This window comes from Enterococcus sp. LJL128 (genome assembly GCF_056924295.1).
Genome location: NZ_JBXPBP010000001.1, coordinates 393576 through 416675 on the forward strand (window position 1 = coordinate 393576; position 23100 = coordinate 416675).

Sequence of the window (23100 nt, forward strand, 5' to 3'; positions counted from 1 at the left end):
CCCCTTTCTGTTAAATTTTTAACCAAGAAAATCAATTACTCTTTTTTTAGCTAGTTGAATATACCAGTCCCGGTTTAACCAATCGGGCACCTTTTTATTTTCAACATTTGTATTAATGATTCGGCATATCTCAGGTGTATATCCGATTTTTTCAGTTTTCCCATTCTTCATTTTTCTAAGTTCTTTCCCTGTTTTACTAGCAAACAAACGAAAAACTTTTTCTTGCTGTCTTCGTTTTCCATAAACAGCACATTCATATTTATTTGATATCTTAACGACTTTTTGGAACTCAATTAATTCGTTACATTCAGATATTGTTTTTTCAACTGGTATCCCATGAACCAAATTAGCAACTACCGCCTTATTGACAATTGGCAAGTCATAATCTAATGAGTTTAATTCTTTTACATAAGCACCTTTAGATTTATATCCACCTGCGTAGTCAACGATTACATAATTGTTTACATCTTTTTGGAAAATCTTTTTATAGAAATCAAAGCTCATGTGTAAATTACTTCGTTCTTCCCATTCAAAAACAATATCATCAAATAGTTCAAAATCAGATTTCTTAATTTTGACTAAAATACCATCAGTATTTGACTGAATCAATTTGAATGACGGTATAAATTCTAATTTCTCAATTAAATCAAGAATGAACAACTGACCATAAATACACACCAGTAACCGATTGCGCGGGTCATACATTGCATTATACTTATCACCCATAGCACCATAGGTGATATTACAAATTCGCTTATATGGTTCACGTTCAGTTTTCCTTCCCTCAGCTTTTAATTTTAGGCTAGTATCTAAAATGTATTGGAATTTTTCTGGTTTTGAAACACCACGCGATAATAAGTCATATTCAGTCATTACAGTTGGATACAGTTGATCCACATCCGCCATAATCATATATTCATCTTCTGAACATTCATAGGTGAATTTAGGCAATGCACCATGTACTCCACCAGCTGCAAAAACATGTTTTACATCAGAAACCACACACTTTAATTCTTTTGGTTCACCAGTGTACGTTTTAAAAAACTCAAAGACATTGGTGTATTTTTCAATCTGTAGATTATCCGGTAAAAAAATATCAAATTCATCATCATATTCCGTTTTACGCGCTTCTAAAATTGTACTGGCAAGTTGGGCTTGAGTTTTACTAAGATGTTTCAATGGTAATTTGAATTCGGTCACAAGTGCCAGGTGCGATTGAAACTCGACAATTTGACGACTAAAAACTTCCATTGTTTCGTGCACATCATGTTGACAATAAAAAATGACTTCTTCAATCTCTTCCTTTGTCAATTTTCTATCAATATCAAATGGTACGGTTGTCTCCCTGATGTCGTGTCCCATAAATGCTTCAAGCTGCTTCAAGCTATAGTTTCGCTTAACCATCGCATCATAGGATATTAAAGGTATATTGTTAAATTGCCTACTAAACTCCCAGCCCTTCTTTTTTTTCACAATAATCCAATCGTTTACTTCTTTTGGATTGAAACCACATGTTAATGCTTTTAAAATATATCGGTCATATCCATTTGAATTAAAACCAACACACACATTTTTTTTATTCTGATTATAAAAATCAATCATTAAATTTCTATCGTTCACGATAGCTGTCACCTTTTTCAGTTCAGTATCAACGATTACAACTAACCAATCATATTTAAAAACTTCAAAGTCATAAAATAAGATGATAAATCACCTCTCATAAAATTAGGACCGGGATTCCTCCCGGTCTTGTGGTTATTAATCAAGAATTTCGATAATCTCAAACTCAGCAAATTCCGGATTCTTTGCACGACGTTGTTCAAGTATATAATTCCATTCATCTTCAATAATTTCCTCAGCGATATCCAAAATCAAGTCACTATAATCCTTGAAATTATCAAATTTCACTTCATCGTCATCAGCATCATATAATGCTCGAAGAATCTCATTATTTTTATGCACTTGGTACCCAAATGCCTTTTCATTGTGCGGCTGCATCACTCCATTGTAAAAAACTAGATTTCCAGCAAATTCACCTTCTAAAATTTCAAACTGAATTTTGACCATTGGGTCACCAGCTTTGGAGTGTCCTAGTTCCATGTTTCTCACTTTAACTTCATACTGGTCATCCGGAATGGTAGGGAAATCGCCACCACCATTTTCTTCCGCTGTTTTCACATCTGCTTGTAATGCATCAAGGTCTACTGTTTTATCAAATTTCGCCCAATCAAATTGTTTTTCCGTCATTATTCATCTTCCTTTTCTAAAATAGTTAATGCTACACTGTCATCATTCATTGAAACTTCATAACTAATATCATTACAATCCGAATCGTAAATGGTAAAGGTTTCATCTAAATCCGGATGATGGGTTAAAGCCCGAATCATTTCACGATAAGTTAAATCACGAAATATCATTCTTCATCACCGTCTTCATTTTCATCCCAATCGTTTTCAGTTTCATCATTCATCAATTCAGATTCCATTATTCCAGCTGGTGTATTGTATTTAAATTCCAGCTTAACAAGATAATATTCACCCGACTTATTAGCTTTTAAATTGATACTATGACCAATCAACTCGTCCGGCTGGTCCTTTCTAGCTTCAGTAACAATTGCATTTGCTTCTTCCTCAGTTGTTGCAAACCATTCTTCTTTTAGTGATAATTGACGTTTCATTTAGCTTCCTCCTTTAAAATGGTAAATCATCATCTGATATGTCTATTGTGGTCCCACGACGACGTGGGTTATTTACTTTGACTCTCTACGACGACGGCGACGAGTTGCTTTTTCTTCCTCAACTGGTTCATCTTCCGTCTTTGGTTTACGTTCCCGGCGCTTCCGTTTTGGAGGTTCTTCAGTGTCAGCAATCTTCATTTCGGTTGGTTCATCTTCTCCCGGTAAGGTCTCCATAGTTGTAGTTTCACCTGGCGGTGTTTCTTCATCTTCAGTTGTATCAACATCAGCTTTTTTACGCCGTTTACGTTTAGTTGCGGTTGGTTCTTCATCTGGATCGAAATCAGCGACTTCCTTCTTTTCAACTGATTTACGTTTTTTAAGTCCTTTGTTCGCAGCATCATACAGTTCAATTAATTCCTCATAATCAAGATTGATTTCATCAGCGGGTAAGTTCTTAATACGACCACCGCCAAAAACATAGTCCTTCGATTTAAATACAATTTTCCGTTCGTCATCATTGGCAACAACACGTGCCACAATATCTACCATTCCGGCAATTTTCAATGCTGGCTTATCTGCTAAATTGGGCTTGATTGCGGTGGTCTTGTCGCCACCCTTTTTTGTGATATCCTTTGATGTATCTTCATGTGAAATGAGAATGATATTTTCATACGGAAGATGGACAAGCCGCTTCATGGTACTTAGAAACTCAGTTCGTACCTTATCCCACGCCCGGAATGAATCATCTGATTCATGTTCAATTCCTAACTTTTCATACATGTAAAGTCGACAAGATTCATACGTATCTTCAAGTAAATCTAATACGATTGTTTTAAACTCATTCTCACCCTTTTCCAGCTCGAAAATAGCATCTTTCAGTTTGTCCCAGGCTAAAATTGTTTTAGTGATTCGCCCGGTAGTTTGAACCTCATTTGCGATATCGTAAAACGGTGCATCAACAAATTTAATATTGCCATCCGTATTCAGCATTAAAGGATTAGGGAAATCATTAGCAAACGTCGTTTTTCCAGTGAACGGTGCGCCGTATATCCAAATTACTCTTTTTTCTACTTTTTCAATGTTTCTTCGTTTCATTTCAGGTAAAATCATTTCTATCTCTCCATTCTCGTCTTGTATAGCTTCTAAATATTCAGGTGGGGTTAGTGTTGTGTAACGACCTTGCTTTTTCGCGTTAATGGCTGCGCAACTAAAACAATCATCGTTTGGATTTCTTTCATAAAACGTAGCTTGTTCAATGTCGCTTATCTGATTGAAGAAACTATCCACTTTAGATTTATCAAATTGAATATCTATGAATGTTACTTTTGCATTTTTCACTGTTTGCATTAGTCGCACTCTAAACTGATGCAGGCTTTCAGTTTTCTTTTGTCTGATATTCGTTTTTCCAACAAACAAATACCCTAATTTCTTAATCTTAAAACCAGCTTTTTCTAAAAAATATTTATAAATATGAAGCTGTTCTGATTCTCGATAGCTATCAATGTTATTACTGTATTTAAAATCAATAACCAGACATTGACCATCCGGACATTTAACAATTAAATCCACATATCCAACGTACTCAGGTTCATCAATTTTATACTCATGGATTAATTCACATCCAGGAAAATTAGATGCTAAAAATTCATTAACTTTCGGCAACATTCCTTCTAGCTTAATCGCTTCATTGACAATTTCATCAGTAATGATTGGATATGAATCATAGTAATGTTTAATCATTGTGTCCTTATTTGTCTCTATACCTTTGTGTAGTGCATTTCCAATAATCAATGGACTATTTGCTTCATAGTTTGGAATCTCAGCAAGTGAATCAATATAACGCAGTTTAAAGTGATACGGACATTGATTGAACAATGAAACACGTGAATAACTGTACTGCATTAAGATGCACCACCCTGTTCCGATTTGGGTGTATATTCGGTTTTGATATAAAAACTCATTGTTTTTAATTTTGATAGATTGAGTGGACAGTTGAGTAAGGGATATAAATTCGAGTGACTTTGAAAATATACATTTTCAAGTGTTCCATCTTCAATTAATTCAAACAAGTCTGCGAGTTCAATCGGTAAATAGATTGGTCGTTTACTCATAAAACCACCGTTCCTTCCATTCTTCGAAATCTTTTGGACGTAATATATACGCTTCTCCGCCGGATCCTTGTATTTTATTAATGTTATATATTTGTAGTTGTGAAGGTCTTCCCACGTCAGTTTTTAATTCGATACCATGAAAAGTTCCATCGATACACGCTAAAATATCAGGAATACCTTCTTTAGTGAATTTACTACCAGCCCAATATTTTACATACCAAGCATCGTGTTCTTTAAGGTAATCAATCACTTTTTTTTGAAATGCTGATTCCCTCATAATTTCACCAGGTCATCATAATTAATGACTGTCCTTTCACCGTCGCTGTATTGGACTAGCGCGCTACAATTATATTTCTTTTCAATTAAAACGGTATCTGAACCAAACGCGGTTGCTTTATCACCAACCGACAAATCATTTTCAATAAAGCTTCGTGCTTCATAAAATGAACCGTTTTGACCAGATTTCATTCGTATTTCCACATTACTAACTCGAATGTTTTTACGTGCGGGAGCTGTCATTTGTTCATTTCCTCCTTCTCAAAAAGTACATCAGTGTAATCTTTTCTCATTTTCAATGTTTCCAGTATTTTCCATTCAACACTTCCTTGTGTGAGTGGGTAATAATAAAAACATGGTCGTTCTTGTCCTATTCGGTGCGTACGCTTTTTACTTTGTTCGAATTGTTCCGATGATTCAGGAAGCGTAAAATAGATAATTTTGTTTGCCTTTTGGAAATTGTGTCCCATTGCACCAGCTTTGTATTGAATCAATGTCACGCTGTTTTCATATAATTCATACGCTGATTTATCTTTTAGAATTCCATTAATAGTTGAGATTGGGCGGCCTAAATATTCACAAATTTCTTTTAACGCATCATATTCAGCATTGAAATTATAGAAAATCACGATTCGATCATTGGTTGATTCAATTAAATCTTTTACCGCTGTTAATTTATGCTCATTTAAATGTCCTGCTAGCTGGCGACTGTATAATTTTGCTGTTGCTGGTGTATCACCAATAATCATTTCACCCGCAAATTCAACAATATGATGTTCTGAAAACTCACGATAATACTTTGTACTTTTTACTTGAATGTTTACATGTGTTTGTTCAGGTAAATCAAACACTTCATCAGTCTTCATAAATATCGCGCCATACGCTCGTAGTTTGCGTTTTAAACGTTCTACATTCTTATACCCGACAATCTTATAGCTACTGTCTACATCGTCCCATTCGCGCTCAGTGTACTGTTTAAGAAACGTGTTTTTACTTATCTTCCAACCAAGTAAATTTATTTGTGATATTAATTCTTCATACTTGCCACCAGTAGGTGTTCCTGATAACAAAATCACGTTGTCTGGACACAACTCATTTAAGATGAATTTAGAGCGTTTAGAGCGTTCATTTTTAATCAAAGAAGATTCATCTAACATCATTGTGAAATGCCTTAAACGTGATAATTCAGGTCTTCTCCATGCTAACTCATAGTTGATAATTAATATAGATTCTTCCGGAATAATATCCATCGATTGTTTGTCAAAAATTATCACTTTATACTCCGGATAGAATTCTTCAAAATGATTTTTCCAATCTTCAATTTTGGATTTTTGACAAATAACTAGATTATATTGCGTGTTAAGTTCATACATTTTTTCAGAACCAACGAAGGTTTTACCAAGTCCCATGTCCAAATAATAAGCTACTCGATTAAAATCATAAGTTTCATTTAATGCTTGCTCTTGATGTGGAAAAAGGTTTATCAATTTATCACCTTCTTTTTCCTCCTAAAATTTAATAGTTGTGTTACGATTCTAGACTATCTAATGTATCTAACAAGGCTTTAAGCTCAGCATCTTCAGCAGCTAATTCATTTAGTTTTCTACGTTGAAGGGCGGCTTTGGCTTTTTCATTAATTTCACTTCGCAATATTGATATTTTTACCAGTCGTTCTTTCTCAGATTCAATTTCACTAATATCGACTTTCTGAACGATGAAGGATTGAACTTCTTTGGAAAATGGTTGTTTCACATATTCGATAAATTCGGCAACTGAATAACCAAAACGAGTTTCTACAACAACCAAGTCACCTTCAACTAAGTCATCAATTAATGTGATATAGTGATAACTTCTGTTTAACTCATTATTTTTATCAATTTTGTTAATAAATTTTACGGATGCATACTTTCTTTTCCTGTGTTACACTCTCCTTAGAATCGTTATATTTATTTAGTGGCTTGTATCGTCGGCAAACGGTACAGGCTCTTGTTTTTGTTCAATAAGATTTTTCACTTTCCCGACTGATTCATTCAATATTGGAATACTCTTACAATCAGTTGATTTAAATACACTTCGTATGAGTGATTGAATTAAAATATTTTGACTAGCCGTTAAGCATACAGGATAATACTGATTACTTTTAATATAGAAAATCGCAAATTGGTCATTCATACTTTCCTCAACACTCCCAATCAATTTTTAATTGTTGAAAATCAGCATCGCCGATTGGTATACGTCCCTCAACTTGTTGGGCGATGTTATTCGTGACGTTATCGATTTCATTGTTTCTTTCATAGAAGAACGCGCCCACACCTAAGACTGGTCCAAAACTAACCACTGACCAAACTAAGTTGGTTGCTTCTAAAAACTGATTCATAATCTTAGGAGTAATTTGCTTAATGTGTAAATCTGGTGCAGTGATAAAATTTCCGTTTGTATGGCAACTCAATACTTTTTTTACGGCTTCATGTGTAGTCATTTACTCAACACCCCACTCTCAAAAGTTCATCATAAATAGCTTCATAGTTGTTGTGGTCAATAATGAGACGGTCAATCTGTTTGATGTTTTGCTCTCTCAGTGACTTTGCATTTTCCTGTTCGATAAGGATAGATAGGTTATGAACCTTCTCCCGGATTGCTTCCCTGACAAGATGAGTCTGCTTTTCTGTTAACATTTCGATTCCTCCTTAGTTTTTCATTTCGTAGGTTGGACGTTAATCTCTTCGGGACACACTCGCATTAGAGCGGAGATTATTTTTTTAACATCGTCAGTAGTCAATCTGTTGGTGATATTTGTGGAACCTTTACTACATGAAAGTTCAACCGTTCCATCATTAACAGCAGTAATATCAATAATTTCGGCACGTGGTCCGATTAATACTAAAAGTTTTTCTTTCATCGTTTATTCCTCCTTCCAAATTGGTTTTCTACAGCAATATCATATGAAAATAGCCAAATGACAATTAGCAGTAAAAAGAAAATTACAGATACATTCATTCCTAGCTTTCCAATTAGTATGCCAATACCTAGAGATACAATCAGCAAACCTTGTCTACGTAGTGAGTGAATTTTTTTCATATCTTTTCACCAGATACTCGCTCGATTTCTCTAAAACCGTTAATAATTCCTTCTAGGTAAACATCTTTAAAATTCCAATCCACCTGAATCAACTTATCCAATTCTTCCAAAATCACTAATGCTTTTTCATGTTCCTGCATTATTAAGTTCCTCCTTCATTTGGAAATCTCCCTATTTTTTATTTCCAGCAACCTCAAACCTTCTAACTCGTTGAGCATTTGACAAGTATGATATGGTTTCAGTTTCCCAGCATGTTTCAATGCATCGTGTTCAGCCTTGATTGCTTTCCTTCTCGATTGAATCAATGATAGGATTATTTTTTCCTGTTCAGTAGTGTATGCCATCTAAGTTCCTCCTTACTGATTCTTAAACCATTCAGTATGAACAAATTGGAGAAATTCCGGATGAAGAAATAACCACTCTCCACTGACCTTTTTAACCAATCCTTTATCAATCAAATATTGTTCAGTGAATGTTTCTCTAACCCATCTAACCGTTTTGCTTAGTTCTTCAGCAACTTGTTCAGTAGACAGCCATGGACGGATATCCACTTGTTGAACTGTCATTTCTGATAGTCGCTCATTTAAGCGTTTGTCAATTAGTTGTTCAAATTCATTAATTAAATTCATGTTTATCATTCCTTTAAGGTTGACCGACCTTTTAATTAAAATAGCTTTTATGATAATGTGAGTATTTTAATTTGATTAAAAATAGCGTAAATGCTATTATGCATTTAATAGATAATTATCACTATTTTCACCATTGTTATTTAACTAGTTAATTCAATGTTTTCTTTTGCATAATAACTACTAAACTCGTTTTTGTTGCCAAAAAAAATTGATTCAGTTGATACCAAATAAATTGACGGTATCATTTGGATATGTTCGAATTTCATGATGCTGGGATTAGTTTCCCATTTTGCTAATGTCTGGTAGTGTACACCAAATTTTTCAGCGGCTTCTTTTTGAGAATATCCCATTAATTTTCTTGCAGCTTCCAATGATATTTTCTTTGTCATTTGTAATCACTCCCTTCGTTGCTAATAATATATCACGACTAAAGTCGTTTAGTCAACGATTATTTTCGTTTTTTTAATTAAAGAACACTGTTATTTAAAGAAATCTCTCTTGATTTTAACGAAAAAACTCGTTATCATTAACAAAACTAGAATTTTATGAGGTGAATAAATAACATGGGAAGACCAGCTATAACTGAATTCGAGCAAAAATTAAGAGAAACAATTTCTAATAACCTAAAACGAATAACTTATGGTTACACGCAAGCCCAAGTGTCTGAAATGACTGGGATACCAGCTTCAACGCTATCCGGGTATTTTGCAAAGCGCTCTACTATTAAACGAGATAACCTAAAGAAAATAGCTGAAGCATTTAATGTTAAGGAATCCGACATTGACCCTAGAGCTAAGGAAAAGATTGATTGGAGTGAGTACGATAAGCAGTTAACACCTAAACATTTTGAGTTAATCAAGGAAGCTGAAGAACTTGACCTTAACCCAAAGGCATTGACCGTTGCAGCACATATTGATGATGATACGAGTGAAGAAGAACTGGATGAAATAATGAATTATATAAAATTCAAGAAGTCACAACGAAAAAAAGAATTATAGGAGATTAGTTTTATTTTAGGAGATAGAGCAATACTAAAAACTTACTACGCAGAAGGTGTTTCATTTGAATAATGTAGAGTTATTAATGACAAGATTTCCCCAAATCGAGTTTGAATTTGATAAAAAAATGCCAAAGGCATTGAAAGGACTGTATCTTGAAAACAAAATATATTTAAACCCTCACCAAACACAAGCTGAAATGTTTGGAACAGTTGCTGAAGAAGTGGCGCATCATTACACGTCAGCAGGTGAAAGGGAAAATCAAGATGATCTAGAGACAAGAAAGCAAGAATGGAAAGCCCGGTTAGTTGGTTCAGAATTAATTGCACACCCTGTTAATTTAATTGCTGCTAAAAGATATGGATGTAAATCACAATGGGAAACTGCTGAATTTCTAGGTATAACAGTTGAACATCTTCAACAAGCCCTTAGATTATATAAAGAAAAATATGGTACTTGCTTCGAATTTGAAGGGTACGTATTTGATTTTGGAACAACAGATACCCTTAATATCTATAAATTGCATAAAAAAATAAGCTGATTAGTGCAGCAACACCAATCAGCTCAACACCTTATTTCTAAAGTGTATTAGTCAAAAATATTATACCATAGAAATGAGGAAATAGAGTGAAAAAGTTAATTACATTGTTTGCATTATTGGGTACAGTATTCTTATTGGTTGCGTGCGGTTCATCTGAAGAAAAAGCTGATGATGGTAAAGATTTAGAAACAACAAACACATCTGTTTTAGAAACAAACAATGAAGAAAAAGCTGATTTCATTACTTTAGCAAAAAAGCATATTGAAGAATTTTATAATATAAATGGTGTTGATGTTGCAATGGATGTTAATCCATTCTGGATGCCTGATGATAAGAATGCAGACACTGGTGAAGAATATAAAAATATTCTTAGTGGAAATAGTACATTCAAGTATGATGGCAACACTTATAAATACGTATTCATTTACTCTAAGAAAGATGAAAAAAATTACACTGTATTATATTTGACTAGTGATTATAGTTCTAATGAAATATCAGTTCCATTGGAATCAGATTAATCACCATATCACTGAAAGGAGTGATGCCAAGCCAATTCTTCATAGGGTTGACCGACCGGGAAGGAACTGGAATAATGGCAAAACCAAAAAAATTACAAAACGGATTGTTTTCATATAGGTTTAAAGTTAAGAATCCTATCAATGGAAAATGGATAGACAAATATGTTAGAGGATACACCGCACAAGAATGCTATGATAAAGAAATCAAAATGAAAGCTGATGCTCTTATTGGAGTATCACCCGAACGCATTAACTTATTTTCATTCTTTGATTTATGGGTGAATACGTTTAAACGTGGTATTGTTGGTGAAGACCATTTGAATAAAATAGCTTCAACAAGAAAAACACTTGTTGAATTCTTCGGAGAATCTATTTTATTGCAGCAAGTAGACCGGATAAAATATCAACAATGGATTAACCACATGGGACTTAATCAGAATCGGGCTAGAAGAACGGTAATGGATAAACACAAGATTGCGAAGGCAATGTTCCAAGAAGCTATTGAAAGTGGTTATTTACTTAGAAATCCGGGTAATAAAATTACCATTGTTGGACGTGATACAACTGGTGAACGCAAAGTGACACTTGATTTGGATGAATGGAAAAAGCTTAGAGAAGTTATAGTAAACTCTAAAAGTACAGCTTCCAAATATGTTTGTTTGGTCATGATGTACTTAGGTACTCGTTTTAGTGAAGCTGCGGGGCTTTTAAAGGGTGATTTTGACTTTGATAATCACACCGTATCAATTACTAAGGCATATGACTATAAACGCACCAAGGCGAATACAACGACCAAAACAGCAAGCTCAGTTCGTGTCATTCATCTACCTAAACAACTAGAGGATATCATGAAAGAATATATGAACGAATTAGAGAAGCGGCGAAAAGTCGTTTCACTTCATTCACCTGATGATATCTATTTATTTACAAATGAATTGGGCTATCCAATTACTAATGCATCAATCAACAAGTATTTAGCAAAAAAATGTAAATCTGCTGGTATTCAAAGAATTACGTCACATGCCTTCAGACATGCCAAAACAGATTTATTAGTTCTTGCTGGCAATGATATGATATACACGCAGAAACAACTTGGTCACTCAGACACATCTACAACCCTTAAATATTATAGTTCATTAAATAACGATATTAAGGAAAAGAATGATAAAATAATAGATTCATTCTTTGAAAATGTAAAATGACTTAGGTGTGACTTAGGTGAATCAAAAAGAAAAAAGGCTGTACCCCTTGCGCAAGAAGGGATACAGCGATTCGCGTTTTGGCGCTCAGGACGCGTTTTTCAAAAAAGAGAGTAATAACTTATAGTGATATAAACATTGTCCCATAAGGCTTCTTACAGGATTATAACACACTTTTAACAGCAATCAAAACGTCGGTTTTCAAAGAAAACCGACGTTTTGATTTAATCTCCAGACTGTCGACTGAGCGAAAGTAAACAAGAGCAATATTGGTTTTTATACATCTTAGGATGTGTTTTTTTATAAAAAAGAACTGCACCATTTGTCAAGTTGACATTGATGCAGCTCTTTAAATTCAGATAAAGATACATTTGAAATAAGACAGTTCTTGTACACAGTCTTTTAGCAGCGACCAGTTTGCCTGCTTAGGGCTTGTCAATTTCTTTAAAAACAGTGGTTCCATATTGGTGAATTTTAGCAGTATACACTTCAAAAGAAAGAATAACCGGATTCTTATGATTCAGCAATTTTTGATAATCATTCAAGCGGTCTTCAATCACTTGATAATCCTCAATCGAATGAACAGAGAAAACACCTTTCAGCAGCAGGCTCTCAAATGTTCCATCATTATAACAGCAAACGTTCCCTTTGTTGTTTTGCTGAATATTCTTGACAGTATCGCCATCACCATCTACATAAAACTTCAATGTATGAAAATCAACTCTTGCAATCGGTTTAGACACAACTATTGTATTTGGAAATCCATTTCGATCATTCGTGGACAGTAAAAAAGAATTGCCCCCTGCAATTAATTTGCGAATTTCTTCAATCATCTCCACGCCGCCTCTTTTCATCTTTAATCTATTATACCTAAAGTGAAATGAATTAGGAATTATAAACCCCGAATTTTGAAGCAGAACTTCTGATTTTTCTACTAACACAAGAATACTTTACCAATGGTCTGGATAGCTAATCAGAAGCAGCTGACTTTATTGATGAGCAGCTTGCCTATTTTTTTGTTACCATAAACAACCTGCAGCATTAAATATAGTTGAATCGTTATCAACATTATCTGTCTGAGTCAGCAGACTTTTGAGCAAGAGGTGATAATGACAATATTGCTATCCACCCGTACAGCTAAATCTTTTTTATCCATTTATTGTTCTTTTCTTGCGTTTAAACACTAAAAAATGTTGGCAGATTTTCCTTAAGGACTTTCTACCAACATAAATTATTATAGAGACAAGCACCAATTAGTTCAGTCAAAAAACAAGCCATTTTGTCCATAAATATCTATCCAGCTAAATCCATCCTTTTACTTTACAGTAGAGATTGAGGTCGTGGAAAATAACTCGCCTAATACTGAGACATCTGGCGTATTAATATACTCAGCTAAGTCATCTTTCACTGTTTCAAATATGACTCGTGCAATTTCAGAATGACCAAATTCATTTGGATGCATATCGTTGATTAACTGTTTATCTGAATAGCCTAAATAACTATTTTTAGATTTGGGATCAATCGTATCTTTTCTCTCTGTCCACAATTCTCTGATATTCGCTACTGGTACTCCATATTTTTCACCGGTTTGAATAATAACATCATCATAAAGCTGAGAAATTTTCTCATCTCTATTCCAGGTTGTAACCAGTACGATGACTCTATTTTTTTCTTGCAGCTCAGTAATAACGTATGATAGATTTGCTTTGAACTGAGTCAAGCTTTCTTCACCACTATATGATTTAATATCATTGGTCCCATATTCAATCGTAATAAAATCAGGCTCCTGACTTTTTATCTGCTCAACACTCGAAATACCTAAGTCGCTTAGCTTGGCACCCGATTTATATACACCCATTTCATTTACTTCAATATTAAAATAAGCGCTGATTGCATCAGCCAAAACACTGATGAAACGTTGATCCTGTCTATAAGTAATTGCGCCATTGGAGATACTGTCTCCCATAGGAGAGTAGGTAATCCTATTTAAAGAAGAGAATGCTGGTACAGCATAAACATCTTCTCCTTGAACCTCATCGATAGAGAAAAACGTCTCATATCCCCAGAAAGCAAAACCGCCAACTACTAACACTATCAGCAGCCCAATAATCTTTTTCATCTATAATCCTCCCCTAAATAAACACTCCAAGGGTAATTATAGCAAATATGAAAATGATTGTTAACCCAATCCTAACATCTGTTATTTTTTCCAAGGTAAGCAGCAATGCTTGCTTAACAAGCAAATACGCATAAAACATGAAGCTAGCTTTAAAACAGAAGCATCTTTCTGCTTTTACTGCTTATTTCCAGCGAATCGGTATTTGACCTTCACCAGAAAAACTATAGTTGTCTTTTTCAATATTCCAGCTGAATGAGAGAAATTCTTCTTGACCTGTTAAGTTATGCCATTTTAGCCGTTCATTGCTTTCCATTAAAGAAGTCCCGCCTTCATCCTGAGAACTATAGCTCATTTCTGCATCCTGAAATTGGTCAGAAGGAACAATTGGATCATATAGCTCATAGGAAGTTGTCCCTCTTTTTAAAGTTATTGTCGGCATGATTCCTTCTGAAGAAATCATGATATGTTCCAGTTGATTTAACTCAGAAAGCGCAGAGATATCAGTTAATAAAGCTTGTGTATGCAGCTGCTCTTCTGCTTCTTCCTCTTCATTACCATAACCTCTCGTATAAAGTCTTAGGTCTTTAAGATTCTGTGCATTTTTTAGATCATATAAATTAAGCTGGTTTGTTATTTCGATATTGAGCTCTTCTAATTTAGTTAATTTTCTTAGTGGTCGGATGTCTTTAGTGTTCCCTTCTTCACCTACAAAGCTTTTGAGATTTACAGCAACCTCCAAACCATTAAAAGAGGTATAGTTATCATCAAAACCTCCGCTAAAGCGTTCCATTGAAGTTAAAAATTCTGGAGTAAACAAACCAAACTGCTGAGTGAAATCCATCTTTTCTTCCCATTTTTGATAAATTGCTTCATATGCTACATCATAATCGTTTTCAGAAATCAGACCAAGCTCCAGCTTCTCAGCTAGCTCTTCTAATTCTACATACCTCTGATCGTAAGCATAGCTATCAAAGGTACTACTTAAATCGTAAGTAATAGACCTGTCGTTAAAACGAACATAATCCCGATTCTCTGCCCTTGCTGTAGTCGGTAGTCCAAACAACAACCCTAACCCAACTATTCCCGTAACTTTTTTCCATCTTTTCACTTAATCATTCCTTTCTTATTGCTAATTAAATCATAACAGATGATTATATTTTGATAAATACAAAAAATAAATTTTAATATAAAAATTATTAAAAATATTTCGTAAATATAATGTTAAAAAAAATGATCAAATCTATTGTTAAAAATTTCAGAAGCTACTGACTGGCTATCCAGATAATTGGCGATGCTTCTCTTCTTTAAAAAGAAGAACTTGAAACAAAACCAGTAATTTCCTGGTTTTGTTTCAAGTCCTAAGAATTAATTTCACTTTTTTGTCCGGCCAACACAATTTTATATAGTGTGTTTTACTTATCTGCATTGCTCAGTAAGCCTTAGCTTTTTTATTTAATTATGCATTTAGCCCAGCTAATTCAAACCGGACATTTTGCTGCATTTCTTTGATTTGCTCTGCTTCCTCTGTATCCAGGTAATCTCGGTAGGCTTCTGCATCACTATCACTATAAGAATGAATATAACACATGGCCCATAGCTTGGGATCTTTAATCAGCTTATCTGAAAATGGATACAATAAAGCGAAATGTAGCTGGACCTCCTCCTGTAAATCAAAATAAAGAATATGATTATCATGAAGCAGCTCTTTTTCTAAAAACAGCTTAATTCGCTGATAAGAGGAGGTTTCCAGTGGTTTAGTCAGAGAAGCAGGAACGACTTGATATGTACGTCCGTCACGCCATAAAAACGTAACCTCTTTTTTATAATGTAAATGCGCCAATTCTTCCAGTACCCATGAACGGACGAGCTTATGAACGGCTTTATCAACTAGAACGACTTGTGCCATCTCCACAAACTCTTTCTGAGGTAGATAAACAGATTTTCTTATCAGTGCCAGCTGCTGATAGTAATCAACATTTTTCAGCTGAGCAAGCTCCTCTTTAAGGGCATTAATTTTTTTTACTTCAAACTGCTGATGAAGGAGTTCGGCCTGACGAATTTTTTTCTTTATTCTAACCAGTGAACGCATTTCACCGCAGTTTTCTTTTAAAATCTGTTCGTTCACAATACTGTGAGCACTAATGAAACGTTGATTCAGAATAAGCAGTTGAACAAATGTATCCATGTATTCCAGGCAGGAAAGATATTGTTCCCTCATCTCTTCAGCAAGAGCAAGTCCTTGTTTATTTTCTCCAGCTTTCACATATACACTCACCAGCAGATAATTTAAGGGAAATTCTTGACGAATAGCATACGCTTCTTCAAAATAGTCTATTGCTTCAAGATAATTTTCCTGATTTGCCGCTTCTTTTCCCAACTCGATAAATCGATCATAATTTCTTGGAAATTGTATTTTATTCGTCATCGGAAGTACCACCTTTCTATTTCCTTGCATTCACTATTTATACTGATAATAACAAAAAAAGAAAAGCCTGTATACTTGAAAAAAGGATTTTCAAATAAGCTTTTCTTTGTTTTTAGAAAATACTTAATATAAATTTCTCAAAATAACTGCCGTTTCTTCTGGTCCATCTGCCTTCATTTTTTCTGACTTCTTTAATAATGAAAAACCTGAATACCATTCCTTAGTCAGCTCGTCTTCAACTTTAAACTGTTTTATTTTTTCTACGTGAAAGGCTTCCGGATCCACTTCCTGAACACTATCCCAGCCAGTATCAATAAAAATTCTGGTTTCATCTGTAACAGCTTCGTTGCTCTCTAACTCTGTCACAATCTTTTTAAGTTCCCCAAACGTCATTGCTTGTACCTGATGTTCCATATCATGTTTCCTCCGCTCTTGTATTCGCTGTTGTGTTTCATTCTAACATATCTCAACCGCAGTTAGAAACATAACTGTATACTTTACATTTTAATAACAGCCGTTTTTTAATTAGGATATTCCACAATATAAAGTCTCCAAAGAAAAAATCCTATGATTCTTTCTTTGGAGATATTTTCAATGACTTGAAACAGGAATTTCATGATTGTTTAATCACCTGTATCAGCTACTATTCTACTGTTACACTCTTTGCCAGATTTCTCGGCTTATCTACATCATAGCCTCTTTGCAAAGTTGCAAAATAGGCGATTAACTGTGTAGGAACCACACTGACTAAGGCACTCAACAGTGGATGGACATCGGGAATAACCAGTTGGTCTGTTTCCTTAGCCAAAGCTTCTGTAACAATCACTATGGTCTGTGCTCCCCGGCTCTCAACTTCTTTTAAGTTTCCACGGGTATGGGCTGCTGTTTTTTTGTCAGTAATGATCCCAATAACTGGTGTTCCTTCTTCAATTAGGGCAATTGTTCCATGTTTCAGCTCCCCAGCTGCAAAGCCTTCCGCTTGAATATAAGAAATTTCCTTTAACTTCAACGCTGCTTCCATCGAAACATAATAGTCCATCCCGCGTCCGATATAGAATGCGTTGCGAGTGCTGTTAAGAAATGTTTCCACTAATTGACTAATCAGCATTTTTTCGTCGATAACTGCCTCCATTACAGATGCTGCTACGCTCAGCTCATGAGCAATATCAAACGCTTCAGCAGCCTGCGTCTTCTGGTATCTGCCTGCACTAACAGCCAAAATTGCCAAAACAGCAATTTGTGCCGTATATGCCTTCGTTGAAGCAACTGCAATTTCTGGTCCCGCATGAAGCAGCAGTGTATAGGTCGCTTCTCTAGAAAGAGTTGAACCGGCAGCATTGGTCAGCGTTAATGACGGAAGACCTAATTGATTGATTTGTACTAGCACCTGACGGCTGTCAGCTGTTTCACCACTTTGACTTAAAAAGATGAACATCGGTTTTTTGGACAACAACGGCATATTATAACTAAATTCACTGGACAGATGAACCTCTACTGGAATTCCTGTCATTTGTTCCAGAATTTTTTGTCCTGCCCAGCCTGCATGATAGCTTGTTCCACAAGCAATGATATATAACCGATCACTTTCAGAGACGGTTTTGACAATCTCTTTATTAATCAAATCTTTTCCGGAATCATCTAGATAGTTTTCAATAATTCTACGCATAACTCCCGGCTGTTCATCAATCTCCTTCAGCATATAATAAGGATAGGTCCCTTTTTCAATATCATTTAAATCCAGCTGTGCCTCATAAGATTCACGGAAAACCAAATTTCCTTTCTGATCCTCAATGTGAATACTGTCTGCTTTGACTGTCACTAGTTCTCCATCAGCAATTTCTACAAAATGGTTTGTCTCCTGAAGCATAGCCATCGCATCACTGCAAATCACATTAAACCCGTCACCCAAGCCAATCAGCAAGGGGCTTTTATTCTTAGCCACGTAGATAACCTCTGGGTGTTGATTATCTATCAAAGCAAAAGCGTAAGAGCCTCTAATTACATTTAAAGCAGCTTTCAGTGCTTCTCCAGCATTCGCTGTTTCTTTCGAAAAATATTCGATTAGATACACAACAATCTCTGTATCTGTTTCTCCCTTCAGCGTTGTTCCTTGAAGAAATTCCTGTTTTAATTCTTCAAAATTTTCTATAACGCCATTGTGAACTAATGTGAAGCGTCCTGTCGCTGAAGTATGAGGATGAGCATTTCTTTCACTCGGTTTTCCATGAGTTGCCCAGCGCGTGTGACCAATCCCAATGCTTCCATTGACTTCTTCTTTTATTTTACTTTGTAAGTCAGCGATTCTCCCTTGAGATTTTATCAAATGATCTTCACCAGCTTCATTCGTTACATAAATCCCGGCTGAATCGTAGCCTCGATATTCAAGTTTTTCCAATCCCTGTAATAATATTCCTGCTGCATTTTCTTTACCAATGATTCCGACAATTCCGCACATAATGTCTTTTCCTACCTTCTTCAATTGAGTCTTACACTACAATTTCATCATGTGTTTCCATCTGTGTGATTAGCTCTTTGTTATAATTTTACAATTATTTTTTAGACTAATCTGTAGAGTACAGTCCCTGAAGTCACCCGCCGAATCCTCGATAAACTTCTCCCTCGTCACCTGGTTATTTGCCAGGCCTGGCGCTCCCCTTTAATTGGTATACATAATCCTCCTTCTAAAAAGAATCATGGAAACATAATAAATAATATATCAACTCAGAGTATTTTGTCAACAAAAAAAACAAAACAAATAATTGGTATATACACAAAAGAAAGAATTTGATTGTCCATAATCATCTAAAAAAGCGTGTTTTCTTCTCATTGAAAACGATATTTTATACTAGACAGCCATTGAAAAAGTAAAAATAATTATTTTAATTTCTTTCAAAAAATAGAGTTTGGCAATAGTCGATTTTTGAAATAAAATTAAATCGTTCAACTTCTGATTTGATCTTTAAGAAAAGCAAAAAAGTTTAAAAAAGGCATATGCTGCACTTTTTTAAACTTTCTTTTTTTATATTATTTAACCCCAATTTCTGCTTCAACAACAGCAGAAATCGTATCTACATAATAATCAACTTTTTCTTTAGTTGGTGCTTCTGCCATCACTCGAAGCAGCGGTTCAGTTCCTGATGGACGCACTAAAATTCTGCCATCACCATTCATTTCTGCTTCCATTTTTTCAACAATTGCCTTGATTGCTGGCACTTCCATCGCATTATGCTTATCAGTGACGCGAATATTAACCAGCTTTTGCGGGTAGACTGTAATCTCTCCAGCCAGTTCAGAAAGTTTCTTGCCAGTCTGCTTCATTACATTCAGCAGTTGAATCCCTGAAAGCATCCCGTCTCCTGTTGTATTATAATCCAGAAAAACCATATGACCAGACTGCTCACCGCCAAAATTATAGTCATTTTTTCTCATTTCTTCTACAACATAGCGATCGCCGACTTGAGTAATGACATCTTCCATGCCAGCGGCTTCCACAGCTTTACGGAAACCTAAGTTACTCATAACTGTTGTAACGATTGTATTTTTTTTCAAGCGTTTTTTCTCAGCCAGATACTTTGCGCAAATGAACATTATTTTGTCACCGTCAACTATATTTCCCAGCTCATCTACAGCTATCAAGCGATCACCATCACCATCGAAAGCCAGACCTGCATCTGCCCCTTTTTCAACAACCATTTCCGCTAGTTTCTCAGGATGGGTAGAGCCTACACCATCATTAATATTCAAGCCGTTGGGACTCGTTCCCATAGTGAAGAAATCTGTCTCTAAATCAGCAAACAAACGATTGACAGAAGTTGCTGTTGCACCATTAGCAGCATCAATACAAACTGTCAAATCATTCAAATCTCCGGGAATAGTTTGTACAAGAAACTGAGAGTACTTTAGAAGCCCTTCTGGAAATTCTTCAACTGAGCCCAAGCCTTCAGCTGAGGGGCGCGGTAATGTATCTTCTTCGCTGTCAAGTAATGCTTCAATCTCCAGCTCCTGATCATCAACCAATTTGAAACCGTCTGAACCGAAAAATTTAATACCGTTGTCTTCAGCGGGATTATGTGAGGCAGATATCATTACTCCTGCAGAAGCCTTCTGCAGACGTGTTAGATAAGCCACACCCGGGGTTGCAATGACGCCTAGCTGGAAGACTTCAATACCTACAGACAACAAGCCTGCAATTAATGCTTGTTCAAGCATTTGTCCGGATACCCGAGTATCTCTGCCTACAAGTACTCGAGGCTTGCGCGATTCATCCTCTGCGTGCTGACTTAATACATAGCCGCCATAACGCCCCAATTTAAATGCCAGTTCAGGTGTCAGCTCCTTATTGGCTATTCCTCTAACTCCATCTGTACCAAAATATTTGCCCATCACTATTCTCCTTAATCACATTAGTTAATTTTGTGCACCTCTTATTTACTAGGATGACTCTTGGGTATCTGACGAGGAGGTTGAAGAAGAAGGCTTTTCGCCACCACTGCCACTCACCTCACTGCTAGTTTCCGAGGTTTTTGTTTCTTCTGTTTTACTCGAATTGCTAGTAGCTGTCCCTTCACCAGTCCCGCCGTTCACCTGACTATCAGAGCCTGAACGTAAGTATACTGGATTAATTGTTACTTCAATTTTAGTTGGTGACACTGTATAATCACCGTTTGCCGGAATACCGACTGTCTGCTTCACAGAGGTACTGATGCCCGTCACATCTACAGGGACTTCCAGAGTATCAATCGTTTCTAATACAGAATTAGAACCGCTGATTTCTACCATTTGTTCAGACACATCAAATGTATAGCCGGAAACATCTGCAGGAGGCGAGCCTGTACTTACAACCCTTAGAGCAGCTTCTTTCTTAGGCAGAGAAAGCTGTACAGTAACTTTAACCTGTGGTGCCGGATTTTCGATACTTAACACTTGACCTCTGCTGTCTAAAGCCTGTACATTGACCGTTTGTTTAATTGTATCGCTTGATTGAGTAACACTGGATAACGGTGCAACCACTTTAGCGATTTCTGCCATTGTCTCTTCACCAGTGGTTATTTCAACTTTTTTAGGACTAACTGCAATGCTTTCCACCTTATACCCTTCTGCGTTAAAGCTGTCGGGAATCTGTGCCTCTACGTCGAAGCTCTTTGTTACTTTTTTCTCAATCGTAACGGTAATTGTTGCCGGTTCAATATTTGCCGTAACTGCTGAACTCAAGCCTGTCACTCTTAGAGGAACCTCTGAAGTTCCAACAGAAACGTTCGTTAAATCAGCGACTACTTGAAATTTCCTAGTATCTTCATTCGCTTCAAGGTTTAGCTGAATCCGGTTTGCACTACTTAGATGCACTGTTACTGTATCTTCATAGCCGGAAACAAAGTATTGGTCTTGATCATAGTTCAATTGAATAGGGATACTGTAGAGCATTTCATCGTATACCTGACTAGTTGTAACCGTGTTTCCAGAATTTCCGTCTGAGTTAGCATTAAAGAAAAGCAGCAAGGCAAACAATAATGCCAGCAATCCGGAAAACCAATTGCTTTGTGAAGCCTTCTTCATTTCTTTTTCCCTCCTTTAGTCACACCATCAATAAAATGCTGTAGGAGGTTCTTTTTATCTTTTTCATCTTCGGCAGGAACCAGCTCTTCTCTGAGGATTTTCAAATATTCCTCTTGGGTGAGCTTGGAGATTAATTCATTGTTCAATGTCAAACTAACATCTCCCGTCTCTTCAGAGACGATGATTGTCACTGCATCGCTTACTTCACTAATCCCCACGGCGGCTCTATGCCGAGTACCAAATTCTTTAGGAATTAGATTACTTTCGGAAAGAGGCAGATACGCTGAAGCTACCGCAATTTTTCCGTCTTCAACAATAACCGCGCCGTCATGAAGCGGTGTGTTTGGAATAAAAATATTTATTAGCAGTTCTCCGGTAATATCCGCATCCAAATCGATTCCTGTCTCAATATACTCCTCTAAACCTGTGTTTCTTGCAACAGTAATCAGAGCACCAATTTTACGCTTTGACATATATTGAATCGCCTTGTCAAAAGCCAAAATCATTTTTTCATCTTCCTGCTGCTCATTTTTAGAAGGTTTGAAGAAAGAGCTTCTGCCCAAGTGTTCCAAGCCACGCCGGACTTCCGGCTGAAAAATGACTACGGCTGCAATTACGCCATACATAATCACCTGATTCATCAGCCAGGATAAGGTATGCAGTCCGACAATCTCACTGACTATTCGGATAATGATAAAAACAGCTACACCTTTTAGAAGCTGAACAGCTTTGGTTCCTCTGACCAGCATAATTAATTTATATACTAAGTACCAGACAACCAGAATATCGATAATATTTATAATAAAATTGCGGGATAATAAATCCGTCGAGATGAATTTCTGCCAATAACTTACATCAAAAAACTGACTGATTTGAAAAGATATCATATAGGTTATCACTTCTCTCTGAAGAATTCCTTTTTAGTATAGCATAAATTTTTTACAGATTACAGAATACTGATAAGCAAAAGAAACTT

General features: G+C 35.9%; 31 protein-coding genes. 4 read left to right on the forward strand and 27 right to left on the reverse strand.

Translation table 11 applies throughout. From position 1 onward, the window contains the following. Window positions 1-18: 18 nt before the first annotated feature. The 18 genes from AC1Z3K_RS02025 to AC1Z3K_RS02110 form a co-directional block, all read right to left on the reverse strand. Window positions 19-1620 (reverse strand): hypothetical protein, encoded by a 1602-nt coding sequence (locus AC1Z3K_RS02025; RefSeq protein WP_461731675.1) that lies wholly within the window; start codon window positions 1618-1620, stop codon window positions 19-21. A 138-nt stretch (window positions 1621-1758) separates the two neighbouring features. Continuing rightward, window positions 1759-2247, reverse strand: a complete 489-nt coding sequence (locus AC1Z3K_RS02030) for a DUF669 domain-containing protein (RefSeq protein ID WP_461731676.1) — start codon at window positions 2245-2247, stop codon at window positions 1759-1761. After that, window positions 2247-2417, reverse strand: a complete 171-nt coding sequence (locus AC1Z3K_RS02035; protein ID WP_461731677.1) for a hypothetical protein — start codon at window positions 2415-2417, stop codon at window positions 2247-2249. Before AC1Z3K_RS02035 ends, AC1Z3K_RS02030 begins: the two co-directional genes overlap by 1 nt. Then, a complete protein-coding gene (locus AC1Z3K_RS02040; RefSeq protein WP_461731678.1) occupies window positions 2414-2677 on the reverse strand; it encodes a hypothetical protein in 264 nt (87 codons plus the stop codon). Before AC1Z3K_RS02040 ends, AC1Z3K_RS02035 begins: the two co-directional genes overlap by 4 nt. A 72-nt stretch (window positions 2678-2749) precedes the next feature. Further along, window positions 2750-4579: an AAA family ATPase gene (locus tag AC1Z3K_RS02045; RefSeq protein ID WP_461731679.1), complete on the reverse strand. Its 1830-nt coding sequence runs from the start codon at window positions 4577-4579 to the stop codon at window positions 2750-2752. After that, window positions 4579-4788, reverse strand: coding sequence for a hypothetical protein (locus AC1Z3K_RS02050; RefSeq protein WP_461731680.1), 210 nt, complete (start codon window positions 4786-4788; stop codon window positions 4579-4581). Before AC1Z3K_RS02050 ends, AC1Z3K_RS02045 begins: the two co-directional genes overlap by 1 nt. After that, window positions 4781-5065 (reverse strand): VRR-NUC domain-containing protein, encoded by a 285-nt coding sequence (locus tag AC1Z3K_RS02055; protein ID WP_461731681.1) that lies wholly within the window; start codon window positions 5063-5065, stop codon window positions 4781-4783. The genes AC1Z3K_RS02050 and AC1Z3K_RS02055 overlap by 8 nt, the downstream gene beginning before the upstream one ends. Next, window positions 5062-5307, reverse strand: a complete 246-nt coding sequence (locus tag AC1Z3K_RS02060) for a hypothetical protein (RefSeq protein WP_461731682.1) — start codon at window positions 5305-5307, stop codon at window positions 5062-5064. The genes AC1Z3K_RS02055 and AC1Z3K_RS02060 overlap by 4 nt, the downstream gene beginning before the upstream one ends. After that, complete coding sequence (locus AC1Z3K_RS02065; protein WP_461731683.1) at window positions 5304-6551, reverse strand: SNF2-related protein; 1248 nt, start codon at window positions 6549-6551, stop codon at window positions 5304-5306. The genes AC1Z3K_RS02060 and AC1Z3K_RS02065 overlap by 4 nt, the downstream gene beginning before the upstream one ends. 40 nt (window positions 6552-6591) lie before the next feature. Beyond that, entirely contained in the window at window positions 6592-6870 is a 279-nt protein-coding gene (locus AC1Z3K_RS02070) for a hypothetical protein (RefSeq protein WP_461731684.1), read from the reverse strand. A gap of 373 nt (window positions 6871-7243) precedes the next feature. Next, window positions 7244-7543 carry a hypothetical protein gene (locus tag AC1Z3K_RS02075; protein WP_461731685.1) on the reverse strand — a complete coding sequence of 100 codons (300 nt, stop codon included), beginning with the start codon at window positions 7541-7543 and terminating at the stop codon, window positions 7244-7246. 4 nt (window positions 7544-7547) lie between these two features. Then, a complete protein-coding gene (locus AC1Z3K_RS02080; protein WP_461731686.1) occupies window positions 7548-7739 on the reverse strand; it encodes a hypothetical protein in 192 nt (63 codons plus the stop codon). A 20-nt stretch (window positions 7740-7759) separates the two neighbouring features. Then, window positions 7760-7963, reverse strand: a complete 204-nt coding sequence (locus AC1Z3K_RS02085) for a hypothetical protein (protein WP_461731687.1) — start codon at window positions 7961-7963, stop codon at window positions 7760-7762. Beyond that, complete coding sequence (locus tag AC1Z3K_RS02090; protein WP_461731688.1) at window positions 7960-8142, reverse strand: hypothetical protein; 183 nt, start codon at window positions 8140-8142, stop codon at window positions 7960-7962. The genes AC1Z3K_RS02085 and AC1Z3K_RS02090 overlap by 4 nt, the downstream gene beginning before the upstream one ends. After that, window positions 8139-8282: a hypothetical protein gene (locus AC1Z3K_RS02095; protein ID WP_461731689.1), complete on the reverse strand. Its 144-nt coding sequence runs from the start codon at window positions 8280-8282 to the stop codon at window positions 8139-8141. The genes AC1Z3K_RS02090 and AC1Z3K_RS02095 overlap by 4 nt, the downstream gene beginning before the upstream one ends. A gap of 15 nt (window positions 8283-8297) precedes the next feature. Continuing rightward, complete coding sequence (locus AC1Z3K_RS02100; RefSeq protein ID WP_461731690.1) at window positions 8298-8486, reverse strand: hypothetical protein; 189 nt, start codon at window positions 8484-8486, stop codon at window positions 8298-8300. 12 nt (window positions 8487-8498) lie between these two features. Further along, window positions 8499-8771 (reverse strand): hypothetical protein, encoded by a 273-nt coding sequence (locus AC1Z3K_RS02105; RefSeq protein WP_461731691.1) that lies wholly within the window; start codon window positions 8769-8771, stop codon window positions 8499-8501. A 140-nt stretch (window positions 8772-8911) separates the two neighbouring features. Beyond that, window positions 8912-9160 (reverse strand): helix-turn-helix transcriptional regulator, encoded by a 249-nt coding sequence (locus tag AC1Z3K_RS02110; protein ID WP_461731692.1) that lies wholly within the window; start codon window positions 9158-9160, stop codon window positions 8912-8914. Between the two features lie 174 nt (window positions 9161-9334). Here AC1Z3K_RS02110 and AC1Z3K_RS02115 point away from each other — a divergent pair, with 174 nt between their 5' ends. From AC1Z3K_RS02115 to AC1Z3K_RS02130, 4 genes are all read left to right on the forward strand, one after another. After that, window positions 9335-9769 carry a helix-turn-helix domain-containing protein gene (locus AC1Z3K_RS02115; protein ID WP_461731693.1) on the forward strand — a complete coding sequence of 145 codons (435 nt, stop codon included), beginning with the start codon at window positions 9335-9337 and terminating at the stop codon, window positions 9767-9769. Between the two features lie 64 nt (window positions 9770-9833). After that, entirely contained in the window at window positions 9834-10310 is a 477-nt protein-coding gene (locus AC1Z3K_RS02120; protein ID WP_461731694.1) for a M78 family metallopeptidase domain-containing protein, read from the forward strand. Window positions 10311-10396: 86 nt separating this feature from the next. Continuing rightward, complete coding sequence (locus tag AC1Z3K_RS02125) at window positions 10397-10828, forward strand: LptM family lipoprotein (protein ID WP_461731695.1); 432 nt, start codon at window positions 10397-10399, stop codon at window positions 10826-10828. Between the two features lie 74 nt (window positions 10829-10902). Further along, on the forward strand, window positions 10903-12030 hold the full coding sequence (locus AC1Z3K_RS02130) for a tyrosine-type recombinase/integrase (RefSeq protein ID WP_461731696.1): 1128 nt from the start codon (window positions 10903-10905) through the stop codon (window positions 12028-12030). A gap of 422 nt (window positions 12031-12452) precedes the next feature. Here AC1Z3K_RS02130 and AC1Z3K_RS02135 read toward each other — a convergent pair whose 3' ends face one another. The 9 genes from AC1Z3K_RS02135 to cdaA all read right to left on the reverse strand — a co-directional run bounded on the left by AC1Z3K_RS02135 (window position 12453) and on the right by cdaA (window position 23008). Continuing rightward, entirely contained in the window at window positions 12453-12860 is a 408-nt protein-coding gene (locus tag AC1Z3K_RS02135; RefSeq protein WP_426082162.1) for a pyridoxamine 5'-phosphate oxidase family protein, read from the reverse strand. 482 nt (window positions 12861-13342) lie between these two features. Next, window positions 13343-14146, reverse strand: a complete 804-nt coding sequence (locus AC1Z3K_RS02140; RefSeq protein ID WP_461731697.1) for an SGNH/GDSL hydrolase family protein — start codon at window positions 14144-14146, stop codon at window positions 13343-13345. 181 nt (window positions 14147-14327) lie between these two features. Further along, window positions 14328-15254, reverse strand: coding sequence for a hypothetical protein (locus AC1Z3K_RS02145; RefSeq protein WP_461731698.1), 927 nt, complete (start codon window positions 15252-15254; stop codon window positions 14328-14330). A 348-nt stretch (window positions 15255-15602) separates the two neighbouring features. After that, window positions 15603-16571, reverse strand: coding sequence for a hypothetical protein (locus tag AC1Z3K_RS02150; RefSeq protein ID WP_426082166.1), 969 nt, complete (start codon window positions 16569-16571; stop codon window positions 15603-15605). A 123-nt stretch (window positions 16572-16694) separates the two neighbouring features. Continuing rightward, the gene (locus AC1Z3K_RS02155) at window positions 16695-16985 is read right to left on the reverse strand and encodes a hypothetical protein (protein WP_461731699.1); all 291 of its coding nucleotides are present in this window, start codon (window positions 16983-16985) and stop codon (window positions 16695-16697) included. A gap of 229 nt (window positions 16986-17214) precedes the next feature. Continuing rightward, window positions 17215-19026: a glutamine--fructose-6-phosphate transaminase (isomerizing) gene (gene glmS, locus AC1Z3K_RS02160; protein ID WP_426082169.1), complete on the reverse strand. Its 1812-nt coding sequence runs from the start codon at window positions 19024-19026 to the stop codon at window positions 17215-17217. A 569-nt stretch (window positions 19027-19595) separates the two neighbouring features. Continuing rightward, window positions 19596-20954: a phosphoglucosamine mutase gene (gene glmM, locus AC1Z3K_RS02165; protein WP_461731700.1), complete on the reverse strand. Its 1359-nt coding sequence runs from the start codon at window positions 20952-20954 to the stop codon at window positions 19596-19598. Between the two features lie 48 nt (window positions 20955-21002). Then, on the reverse strand, window positions 21003-22124 hold the full coding sequence (locus AC1Z3K_RS02170; RefSeq protein ID WP_461731701.1) for a CdaR family protein: 1122 nt from the start codon (window positions 22122-22124) through the stop codon (window positions 21003-21005). Beyond that, window positions 22121-23008 (reverse strand): diadenylate cyclase CdaA, encoded by an 888-nt coding sequence (gene cdaA, locus AC1Z3K_RS02175; RefSeq protein ID WP_426082306.1) that lies wholly within the window; start codon window positions 23006-23008, stop codon window positions 22121-22123. Before cdaA ends, AC1Z3K_RS02170 begins: the two co-directional genes overlap by 4 nt. Between the last annotated feature and the right edge of the window lie 92 nt (window positions 23009-23100).

Bases quoted from the DNA above. Each gene is read 5' to 3' on its own strand.
- AC1Z3K_RS02030 (WP_461731676.1), bottom strand. From the start codon at position 2,247: ATGACGGAAAAACAATTTGATTGGGCGAAATTTGATAAAACAGTAGAC.
- AC1Z3K_RS02035 (WP_461731677.1), bottom strand. From the start codon at position 2,417: ATGATATTTCGTGATTTAACTTATCGTGAAATGATTCGGGCTTTAACC.
- AC1Z3K_RS02040 (WP_461731678.1), bottom strand. From the start codon at position 2,677: ATGAAACGTCAATTATCACTAAAAGAAGAATGGTTTGCAACAACTGAG.
- AC1Z3K_RS02045 (WP_461731679.1), bottom strand. From the start codon at position 4,579: ATGCAGTACAGTTATTCACGTGTTTCATTGTTCAATCAATGTCCGTAT.
- AC1Z3K_RS02050 (WP_461731680.1), bottom strand. From the start codon at position 4,788: ATGAGTAAACGACCAATCTATTTACCGATTGAACTCGCAGACTTGTTT.
- AC1Z3K_RS02055 (WP_461731681.1), bottom strand. From the start codon at position 5,065: ATGAGGGAATCAGCATTTCAAAAAAAAGTGATTGATTACCTTAAAGAA.
- AC1Z3K_RS02060 (WP_461731682.1), bottom strand. From the start codon at position 5,307: ATGACAGCTCCCGCACGTAAAAACATTCGAGTTAGTAATGTGGAAATA.
- AC1Z3K_RS02075 (WP_461731685.1), bottom strand. From the start codon at position 7,543: ATGACTACACATGAAGCCGTAAAAAAAGTATTGAGTTGCCATACAAAC.
- AC1Z3K_RS02080 (WP_461731686.1), bottom strand. From the start codon at position 7,739: ATGTTAACAGAAAAGCAGACTCATCTTGTCAGGGAAGCAATCCGGGAG.
- AC1Z3K_RS02085 (WP_461731687.1), bottom strand. From the start codon at position 7,963: ATGAAAGAAAAACTTTTAGTATTAATCGGACCACGTGCCGAAATTATT.
- AC1Z3K_RS02090 (WP_461731688.1), bottom strand. From the start codon at position 8,142: ATGAAAAAAATTCACTCACTACGTAGACAAGGTTTGCTGATTGTATCT.
- AC1Z3K_RS02095 (WP_461731689.1), bottom strand. From the start codon at position 8,282: ATGCAGGAACATGAAAAAGCATTAGTGATTTTGGAAGAATTGGATAAG.
- AC1Z3K_RS02100 (WP_461731690.1), bottom strand. From the start codon at position 8,486: ATGGCATACACTACTGAACAGGAAAAAATAATCCTATCATTGATTCAA.
- AC1Z3K_RS02105 (WP_461731691.1), bottom strand. From the start codon at position 8,771: ATGAATTTAATTAATGAATTTGAACAACTAATTGACAAACGCTTAAAT.
- AC1Z3K_RS02110 (WP_461731692.1), bottom strand. From the start codon at position 9,160: ATGACAAAGAAAATATCATTGGAAGCTGCAAGAAAATTAATGGGATAT.
- AC1Z3K_RS02115 (WP_461731693.1), top strand. From the start codon at position 9,335: ATGGGAAGACCAGCTATAACTGAATTCGAGCAAAAATTAAGAGAAACA.
- AC1Z3K_RS02130 (WP_461731696.1), top strand. From the start codon at position 10,903: ATGGCAAAACCAAAAAAATTACAAAACGGATTGTTTTCATATAGGTTT.
- AC1Z3K_RS02135 (WP_426082162.1), bottom strand. From the start codon at position 12,860: ATGATTGAAGAAATTCGCAAATTAATTGCAGGGGGCAATTCTTTTTTA.
- AC1Z3K_RS02140 (WP_461731697.1), bottom strand. From the start codon at position 14,146: ATGAAAAAGATTATTGGGCTGCTGATAGTGTTAGTAGTTGGCGGTTTT.
- AC1Z3K_RS02150 (WP_426082166.1), bottom strand. From the start codon at position 16,571: ATGACGAATAAAATACAATTTCCAAGAAATTATGATCGATTTATCGAG.
- AC1Z3K_RS02155 (WP_461731699.1), bottom strand. From the start codon at position 16,985: ATGGAACATCAGGTACAAGCAATGACGTTTGGGGAACTTAAAAAGATT.
- glmS (WP_426082169.1), bottom strand. From the start codon at position 19,026: ATGTGCGGAATTGTCGGAATCATTGGTAAAGAAAATGCAGCAGGAATA.
- glmM (WP_461731700.1), bottom strand. From the start codon at position 20,954: ATGGGCAAATATTTTGGTACAGATGGAGTTAGAGGAATAGCCAATAAG.
- AC1Z3K_RS02170 (WP_461731701.1), bottom strand. From the start codon at position 22,124: ATGAAGAAGGCTTCACAAAGCAATTGGTTTTCCGGATTGCTGGCATTA.